Source organism: Ferrovibrio terrae (assembly GCF_943371255.1).
Classification (GTDB): Bacteria; Pseudomonadota; Alphaproteobacteria; order Ferrovibrionales; family Ferrovibrionaceae; genus Ferrovibrio; species Ferrovibrio terrae_B.
Window position 1 is genome coordinate 1 of the sequence record NZ_CALRUC010000182.1, and the last position, 4,864, is coordinate 4,864.

Below are 4,864 nucleotides of genomic sequence, written 5' to 3' on the forward strand. Positions count from 1 at the left end.
CTGGGCGGCATCGGCGCCAGCGGCGGCCTGCTGCAGCGCCGGCTGGGCCTGCCCGATGCCACCGTGCTGGTGCTGCAGGGCATGATCTTCATCGCCATCCTGACCAGCGAAGTGCTCTACGGCCGCCTGCCATGGCTGAAGAAGGTGAAATCATGAGTGCCGATCTGCTCGGCTGGTGGGGTGTGCCGCTGGCGGTGCTGGCCGGCGCCATCCGCGTCAGCACACCTTTCCTGTTCGTCAGCCTCGGCGAATGCATCACCGAGAAAAGCGGCCGCATCAACCTCGGCCTTGAAGGTACGCTGGTGATGGGCGCGATGAGCGGCTATGCGGTGTCCTATCTCACGGGTTCGCCCTGGCTCGGTGTGCTGGCCGCGGGCTGCGCCGGTGCCGTCTTCGGCATCCTTCATGCACTGATCTGCAGCCTGCCGCGCGTCAACGATATCGCGGTCGGCATCGCGCTGATGCTGTTCGGCATTGGCCTCGCCTTCTTCCTCGGCAAGCCCTTCATCCAGCCGCAGGCCCCCAACCTGCCCTCCATTCCCTTCGGTGACTGGAGCAACAATGCACAGGTGCGGGATTCGCTGCGCATCAACGCGCTGTTCCTGATCGGCGTGGTGCTGGCGCCGGTGCTGCTCTGGGCCTTCCGCAACACGCGCTGGGGCCTGGTCGTACGCACGGTGGGCGACAGTGCCGATGCGGCGCGCGCGCTGGGCTACGCCGTCAACCGGGTACGCCTGTTCGCTACCGCCGGCGGCGGTTTTCTCGCCGGCATCGGCGGCTCCTTCCTCTCGCTGTCCTATCCCGGCAGCTGGAGCGAAGGGCTTTCCTCGGGCCAGGGCATCACGGCCGTGGCGCTGGTGATCTTCGCGCGCTGGAATCCGATGCTGTGCTTCTGGGCCTCGCTGCTGTTCGGCGGCGCCGCAGCACTTGGCCCGGCACTCCAGTCGGTCGGCATCACCCAGGGCTACTACCTGTTCAACGCCGCGCCCTATGTGCTGACCCTGCTCATCATGATCCTGACCTGCTCGCGCGACCGCACGCTGGCCGGCGCGCCGGGTGAACTGGGAGTGACACGATGACCTATCAGAGCACCGCCACCACAGGCCGCCATGTCGCCGCCGATCCCTATCCCTGGCCGTGGAACGGCGACCTTCGGCCGGAAAATACCGCACTGGTCATTATAGACATGCAGACCGATTTCTGCGGCAAGGGCGGCTATGTCGATACGATGGGCTATGATCTCTCCCTGACCCGTGCGCCGATCGAACCGATCCGGCGCCTGCTCGCCGCCATGCGCGCCAAGGGCTATCACATCATCCACACCCGCGAGGGCCACCGCCCCGACCTGGCCGATTTGCCGGCCAACAAGCGCTGGCGCTCGCAGCGCATCGGCGCCGGCATCGGCGATCCCGGCCCCTGCGGCCGCATCCTGGTGCGTGGCGAACCGGGCTGGGACATCATCCCGGAACTGGCACCGAAAGACGGCGAAGTCATCATCGACAAGCCTGGCAAGGGCTCGTTCTGCGCCACCGATCTGGAGCTGATCCTCAATCTGCGCGGCATCCGCAATATCGTACTGACCGGCATCACCACCGATGTCTGCGTCCATACCACCATGCGCGAAGGCAACGACCGTGGCTTTGAATGCATCCTGCTGGAAGACTGCTGCGGCGCCACCGACAGAGGCAACCACGATGCTGCGCTGAAGATGATCAAGATGCAGGGTGGCGTGTTCGGCGCCGTCGCCACATCCACCGCCTTCCTCGAAGGCATCGCCTGATGGTGATGTTCGTTCCAGATCCCGCCGCGCCACCCGGCACCGGCGCCGTCTCGCTGGAAGCGCTGGGCATGAGCAAGCAGTTCGGTGCGCTGAAGGCACTGGACGATGTGACGCTGAAGGTAGACGCCGGCAGCTTCCATGCCCTGCTGGGCGAGAACGGCGCCGGCAAGAGCACGCTGGTCAAATGCGTCATGGGCTATTACACGCCCGATACCGGCCAGGTGATGATCGGCAACCATGAACAGCCGATCGACAGCCCGCGCATGGCCCATACCCTTGGCTTGGGCATGGTCTACCAGCAGTTCACCCTGGTCCCCGACATGACGGTGGCCGAGAATCTGACCCTGGCCCGCACCGACCTGCCCGCCGTGATCGACTGGAAGGCCGAGCATGTCGAACTGGAATCCTTCTTCGCCACCATGCCGTTCCGCGTGCCGCTCGACCGCAAGGTGGCGGCGCTCTCGGCCGGCGAGAAGCAGAAGACCGAAATCCTCAAGCAGCTCTATCTCAAGCGCCGCTTCCTGATCCTGGACGAGCCGACCTCGGTGCTGACGCCGGGCGAGGCCGATGAAGTGCTCGGCCTGCTGCGCGACATGACCAGGTCGAAGCAGCTCACGGTTCTGACTATCACGCATAAATTCCGCGAGGTCTTTGCCTTCGCCGACAGTGTGACAGTGTTGCGCCGCGGCAAGTTCGCCGGCAGTGGCAAGGTATCCGATCTCACCGCCGACGACATGGCGAAGATGATGATGGGCGAGCAGAAGCTGCCCGATCCGGCGCCGCGCAGCGGTGAGCCGAAAGACACGCGGCTGGCGATCAACACGCTCAATGTGGCCGACGATGCCGGCCAGCCGGCCGTGAAGGGCATCTCGCTGCGCGTACGGGCCGGTGAAATCCTCGGCATCGCCGGCGTCTCGGGCAACGGCCAGCGCGAACTGGTCGAGGCGATTGCCGGCCAGCGCAAGATCACCGATGGCAGCATCGCGCTGCATGGCGAGGTCTTCGACTGCAGCCGCGCGGCGATGAAACGCCACAAGCTGTCCTGCCTGCCGGAAGAGCCGCTGCGCAATGCCTGCGTCGCCGCTATGAGCGTGGCCGAGAATCTCGCCTTCCGCCGCTTCGATGAGCCGCCCTTCGCCGCCGGCGGCTGGTGGCTGAAGCCGGCCGCTTTCCGCGAGGCCGCCCGACAGGTGATCGCGCGCTATCGCGTCAAAACGCCGGGGCCGGATGCCGCCATCGGGCAGTTATCCGGCGGCAATGTGCAGCGCGCCGTGCTGGGTCGCGAGATCGGCGGCGAGGTCAATGTGCTGGTTGCCGCCAATCCCTGCTTCGGTCTCGATTTCGCCGCCGTGGCCGATATCCACGGCCAGATCATGGCCGCGCGCAACCGCGGCGCCGCCGTGCTGCTGGTGAGCGAGGATCTCGACGAGTTGTTCGAACTCTCCGACCGGATTGCCGTAATGTTTTCCGGCCGCATCGTCTACGAGGATGCCATCGCCGCTGCCGATCTCACCGTGATCGGCCGCCATATGGCGGGACACTGACATGCCGACCATCGCTGCCGCCAAACCTTACCCCTACGCGTTTCCGCTGCAGCACACCGCACTGGTGGTGATCGACATGCAGCGCGATTTCATCGAACCCGGCGGCTTCGGCGCTGCGCTGGGCAATGATGTCAGCCGGCTCGCCGTGATCGTGCCCACCGTGGCGCGGCTGCTCGGGCTCTGGCGCAAGGCCGGCCTGCCGCTGATCCATACCCGCGAAAGCCACAAGCCCGATCTGTCGGATTGTCCGCCCGCCAAGCTGACGCGCGGCAATGCCAGCTTGCGCATCGGCGATCCGGGCCCGATGGGGCGCATCCTGGTACAGGGCGAACCCGGCAATGATTTCGTGCCCGATCTTGTTGCCCTGCCCGGCGAGTTGGTGATCGACAAGCCCGGGAAAGGCGCCTTCTATGCCACCAGCCTGCAGGATGACCTGAAAGCGCGCGGCATCACGCATCTTCTCTTTGGCGGCGTTACTACCGAAGTCTGCGTGCAGACCTCGATGCGCGAAGCCAATGACCGCGGCTATGAATGCCTGCTGGTGGAAGATGCCACCGAAAGCTATTTCCCGGAATTCAAGGCCGCCGCGATCGAGATGATCCGCGCCCAGGGCGCTATTGTCGGCTGGACCGCCACCACGGATCAGGTAGCCGCCGCCCTAGCCTAAAGTGCGATCAGTTCTGCTGAACATCGCCATAGGCGACGCAGATCAGGAACTGCTCGATATAGTCAGGCCGGTCGAGCGACACCGGTGTCACGACGGATTCCACTGCCATATAGCCGCGATCCACGTAGGCCATCGTGCCATGCACCCGCAAAGGCCGGCGATGCTGCAGCACCCATTGGTGTGCCTGGTGATGGCCAGACTGGGTCGCCTCTGAATAGATGTCTTCAAACCACTGGCCGGTGGTGTCCCGCCCGGCATGGGCCACAACTTCGGTCCCCACCAGGCGGTTGCGATAGCGCTGCCGCGTCGCATCCATTTCGATGATCAGCATATACGGCAAAAACTCGATCAAGGTTTCCGGCGTGAAGGCCTGACGCGGTGGCACGGTCAGGCCGGGCGGAATGCGCGCCTGCCAGGTTGCGGCGAAAGCGCGTGGCCGCAGCGCCCAGAAATTCAACCCGGGATCGCTGACAAAGGGCTTGTCGCTATGTCGTCGGTGCGGATTCTGTACCGCAGTCATGAAATGCAGGTCTCATCGTCTGTTCGCAACGCAGCATGGTATACTTACCGCGTTGGAAACGCGTTAAAATTCAACCCCGCGCTTCCACGGGTTGCTGACAGGCTAAATTTTAGGGAGATGGGGAAAAGGCTGATGATGCGCCGGCGGGTCACTGCATCCCGCTTTGCGGACGGCGATCATCATTGGTCTCAACGACCATGAGTAAAGATAAGCACTCTATCCCTTAATTCAAGGTTACTATTCGAAAAGGCCTAAGATTTCACAATCTTGCCGCAATTTGGCGATCGCAGCCCCAGATATAGGGGGGTCGATTGACAAAACCCACCCCCTGCCGTTTTATAGTCGGTGCAATC

At 64.0% G+C, this 4,864-nt stretch carries 5 protein-coding genes; 4 read left to right on the top strand and 1 reads right to left on the bottom strand.

Annotated features, from left to right (window positions below; translation table 11 throughout):
- The first annotated feature begins 152 nt into the window (after positions 1 to 152).
- From AAG799_RS22275 to AAG799_RS22290, 4 genes are read left to right on the top strand one after another with little or no spacing between them, the layout of a single operon-like run.
- Positions 153 to 1,079, top strand: coding sequence for an ABC transporter permease (locus AAG799_RS22275; protein ID WP_341899267.1), 927 nt, complete (start codon positions 153 to 155; stop codon positions 1,077 to 1,079).
- On the top strand, positions 1,076 to 1,780 hold the full coding sequence (locus AAG799_RS22280; protein WP_341899269.1) for an isochorismatase family cysteine hydrolase: 705 nt from the start codon (positions 1,076 to 1,078) through the stop codon (positions 1,778 to 1,780). The genes AAG799_RS22275 and AAG799_RS22280 overlap by 4 nt, the downstream gene beginning before the upstream one ends.
- Positions 1,780 to 3,324 (top strand): ABC transporter ATP-binding protein, encoded by a 1,545-nt coding sequence (locus AAG799_RS22285; protein WP_341899270.1) that lies wholly within the window; start codon positions 1,780 to 1,782, stop codon positions 3,322 to 3,324. The genes AAG799_RS22280 and AAG799_RS22285 overlap by 1 nt, the downstream gene beginning before the upstream one ends.
- A 1-nt stretch (position 3,325) precedes the next feature.
- Entirely contained in the window at positions 3,326 to 3,991 is a 666-nt protein-coding gene (locus AAG799_RS22290) for a cysteine hydrolase (protein ID WP_341899271.1), read from the top strand.
- Between the two features lie 7 nt (positions 3,992 to 3,998).
- Here AAG799_RS22290 and AAG799_RS22295 read toward each other — a convergent pair whose 3' ends face one another.
- Positions 3,999 to 4,511 (bottom strand): PAS domain-containing protein, encoded by a 513-nt coding sequence (locus AAG799_RS22295; protein ID WP_341899273.1) that lies wholly within the window; start codon positions 4,509 to 4,511, stop codon positions 3,999 to 4,001.
- Between the last annotated feature and the right edge of the window lie 353 nt (positions 4,512 to 4,864).

Bases quoted from the DNA above. Each gene is read 5' to 3' on its own strand.
- AAG799_RS22290 (WP_341899271.1), top strand. From the start codon at position 3,326: ATGCCGACCATCGCTGCCGCCAAACCTTACCCCTACGCGTTTCCGCTG.
- AAG799_RS22295 (WP_341899273.1), bottom strand. From the start codon at position 4,511: ATGACTGCGGTACAGAATCCGCACCGACGACATAGCGACAAGCCCTTT.
- AAG799_RS22280 (WP_341899269.1), top strand. From the start codon at position 1,076: ATGACCTATCAGAGCACCGCCACCACAGGCCGCCATGTCGCCGCCGAT.
- AAG799_RS22275 (WP_341899267.1), top strand. From the start codon at position 153: ATGAGTGCCGATCTGCTCGGCTGGTGGGGTGTGCCGCTGGCGGTGCTG.
- AAG799_RS22285 (WP_341899270.1), top strand. From the start codon at position 1,780: ATGGTGATGTTCGTTCCAGATCCCGCCGCGCCACCCGGCACCGGCGCC.